This window comes from Faecalibacterium sp. DFI.5.82, from assembly GCF_029076575.1.
GTDB lineage: Bacteria > Bacillota > Clostridia > Oscillospirales > Ruminococcaceae > Faecalibacterium > Faecalibacterium duncaniae.
In genome coordinates, this window is the sequence record NZ_JARFIS010000020.1 from 1 (window position 1) to 3,210 (window position 3,210).

Below are 3,210 nucleotides of genomic sequence, written 5' to 3' on the forward strand. Positions count from 1 at the left end.
GTGGACAATGCAGCAAAAATGGAACCAGAATTTTGACGGCGAACTCATGCCGGACATCCCGCAGAAATTTCTGAACGCAGGATGCGATGTTTATATGGTGATGCAACTGCGGCATGACGAAAAAATCTTCGATGAAAGATTTGCTTCTATGCGGGAGTTGAATCGTCGAGGCAAAACGCCCGACCCGGAGCATTACGAGGTCACCTACTATGCTGATCTGCCCGCCATGTGGCAGGATGCTCCGAACAATGAGGTTTTGGAAGAACTGTTTCAGGTGTTCAACCTCTCCCGTCCGCAGGATTTTGAGGGGCACAGCCTGTCGGTCAGCGATGTGATCGCACTCAAACGCAATGGCGAGGTGTCTGTGCATTATGTGGACAGCATCGGCTTCAAAGATTTACAGGGGTTTCTGGACAAGCAGCCGGAACGCCATTCGGTACTGATGAATCTCAAGGAAAAGTGCGATGCCCCGGAGTGCAATCCTACCGTCTGCCGGAAAGCGAGGGATGAACATGAACTTTGACCACGAGGAATTGACCCTGATGATGCTCTACAACACCGGCACCCGGCTGGGGCTTATCCACGAGTTGCGGCTCATGCAGTGCTACCTGATGCCCGATGAAACCGCTCTGCAGGAACTGTCGGAGGGTGTTATCGAAAAGTTGAAACTGCTGACCGATGCGGAGTTTGCCGAACTGGAATTTCCCCCGGACTGATTTTTGCCGCCTGCGGGCGGCGTACATAAAGTATTTTGTTCTTCCAAAAGATATGCTATAATCAAATCAGACAAAAATCCTCTCTTCAAGCGATTTCTCCGCAATTTTCCCGTGGCTCTGCTCGTATCAAGATTAAGGGACTGAATTTTATTGTCAGAACGGAGGAACCATTATGGCAATCTTTGAAAAGACCATCCGAAACAAAAACTTTGACAAGTTGCTTCGGAAGCTGGAAAATGAAATTCCAGACAGCAGTTGGTCTGCAGATTTGGAGGCAGGCAGTGATTTCAAAGAGGGCGATGCTCGGTGCAGTGTCCGGGTGTTTGAACGGTACAGCATGATGGGCGGCAACCGCCTGAGTCTGACTCTGACCATGTTCCAGAATGCGGACAGTCCGGTTCGGCTGTCTGCCATCACCGCAGGAGGCAGTCAAGCGGTGTTCTTCAAGGTGAACACCCTCGGAGAAGAATCTTTTCTGGACGATATAAAAGAGCTGCTGGAAGAAATTCTGGAGGAGTAATATGTTTTTTGGCTGGTTTAACGCTGTGTTCAGCATAGTATTCCCACTTATCTTTTTCGGATTGATGTGTCTATTTATTTTTACGCTGATTTCAAATCTTCGCACATGGAACAAAAACAATCACTCACCCCGTCTATCTATTCCGGCAGCAGTAGTAGCAAAGCGAACTGATATTTCGCATTCCGACACTGCAAATGCTGGAGATTTGTCTGGTGCACATGGATATAGAACCAGCACCTACACTTCCTATTATGTGACCTTTCAGGTAGAAAGCGGAGACCGGATGGAATTTGAAGTGGACGGAAGCGATTATGGTCTGCTCGTGCAGGGCGACATCGGAAAGCTGAGTTTTCAGGGCACCCGCTATCTTGGGTTTGAGCGGAACTAAGTGTTCTCCTACACTATATAGTAAGGAGTGCTGTATGAACGATCTGTTTATCCAAGGGCTGACCATCGACTGGAACAGAGTTCGCCCCTACAATTATATTCGTCAGATTCCTGCCATCAGCGGAATCGACACTTTTACATTCCATAAGCCCATTACGTTCTTTGTTGGCGAAAATGGAAGCGGAAAATCTACGCTTCTGGAAGCAATCGCTGTTGCTTACGGCTTCAACGCAGAGGGTGGAACGAAGAATTATTCATTTTCCACATACAACTCCCATTCGGAACTATGTGAGGCTATGACGATTTCCAAAGGGTATCGTAGACCAAAGTTCGGGTATTTTCTCCGGGCAGAGAGCTTCTACAATGTAGCCACCAAGGAAATCGACTATTCCGATGACAATCACCCCTCCAAAGGCTATCACCAAAAATCACACGGTGAAAGTTTCCTCGCCATTGCGCAGGACTACATGGATGCAGATGGAGTCTATATTTTTGACGAGCCGGAAGCTGCGCTATCCCCGCAGAGGCAGCTCACGTTACTGATTAACATTTATCGGTGTGCCCAAGAAGGGGCGCAATTCATTATAGTATCACATTCACCCATTCTCCTCGGAATGCCTGATGCTGAAATTTTTAGCTTCGACAATGGCACGATTCATCCTTGTCAGTATGAAGATACGGACAGCTACGTTATCACCAAAACATTTGTAAATAATCGGCAGCATTTTTTGAACCAGCTTCTGAATGAAGAAACGTAATGCCTGGAAAGGACATTCCATATGAGTGATTCTACATTGAAAGAACTTTGGCGGCAGGTCGCTGAAAAGAAAAGCTGCGAAGCAAAACAGAAAGAACTGACCGCCCAGAGAGATACGCTTGCTGACCGCCTGAAAAAGCTGGAAAAATCCAAGCTGGCAGAGCAGGCTGATGTGGACCGTCTGGAGGGACACAGCCTTGCCGCATTTTTCTATCAGGTCATCGGAAAGATGGATGAGAAGCTGGACAAGGAACGGCAGGAAGCCTATGCAGCCCGTGTTAAGTACGATGCTGCTCTCCATGACCTTTCTTCCGTTGATGCCGACTTGGAGCAGATTCAAAATAGACTGGCACGGCTGTCCGATTGCGAAAGTCAGTATCAAGCTGCTCTTTCCGAAAAAATCAAAAGCATCAAAGCCTCTGCCCACCCTGCCGCACAGCAGATTGCGGAAAGCGAAAGCCGCATTGCCGCACTGAAAGTCCAAAAGCGGGAGCTGCTGGAAGCCATCAACGCCGGAAAGACTGCCTTGCACACGGTCAATGAAGTTCTCGAAACCCTCGACAATGCCGAGGGCTGGAGTACATGGGACGTAATGGGCGGTGGTCTAGGGGTGGATCTCGCCAAGTATGCGGAACTGGACGATGCGCAGGAACAAATCGAACAGCTTCAAGTGGAACTGCGGCGGTTCAAAACTGAGCTTGCTGATGTTGAGATCACCGCAGACCTTCAGGTTACGGTGGACAGCTTTTTGAAATTTGCGGATTTCTTCTTTGACGGCCTCTTTGCAGACTGGGCAGTTCTGGATCACATCAATCAGGCACAGAGCCGTG

6 protein-coding genes are annotated in these 3,210 nt (G+C 48.6%); all 6 read left to right on the forward strand.

What is annotated here, in order from left to right:
- Positions 1-523 (forward strand): YodL domain-containing protein (locus tag P0G09_RS15280; RefSeq protein ID WP_275253073.1); only part of this gene is annotated, 523 nt, incomplete at its 5' end.
- Complete coding sequence (locus P0G09_RS15285; protein ID WP_275253074.1) at positions 513-716, forward strand: transposon-transfer assisting family protein; 204 nt, start codon at positions 513-515, stop codon at positions 714-716. The genes P0G09_RS15280 and P0G09_RS15285, both read left to right, overlap by 11 nt.
- A gap of 172 nt (positions 717-888) precedes the next feature.
- Positions 889-1,236, forward strand: coding sequence for a DUF6054 family protein (locus tag P0G09_RS15290; protein WP_055187001.1), 348 nt, complete (start codon positions 889-891; stop codon positions 1,234-1,236).
- A 1-nt stretch (position 1,237) separates the two neighbouring features.
- Positions 1,238-1,624, forward strand: a complete 387-nt coding sequence (locus P0G09_RS15295) for a DUF2500 domain-containing protein (protein ID WP_055187002.1) — start codon at positions 1,238-1,240, stop codon at positions 1,622-1,624.
- A 34-nt stretch (positions 1,625-1,658) separates the two neighbouring features.
- A complete protein-coding gene (locus P0G09_RS15300) occupies positions 1,659-2,381 on the forward strand; it encodes an AAA family ATPase (protein WP_275253075.1) in 723 nt (240 codons plus the stop codon).
- Positions 2,382-2,402: 21 nt separating this feature from the next.
- Positions 2,403-3,210: hypothetical protein (locus P0G09_RS15305; protein ID WP_275253076.1), on the forward strand; the 808-nt coding region annotated here is incomplete at its 3' end.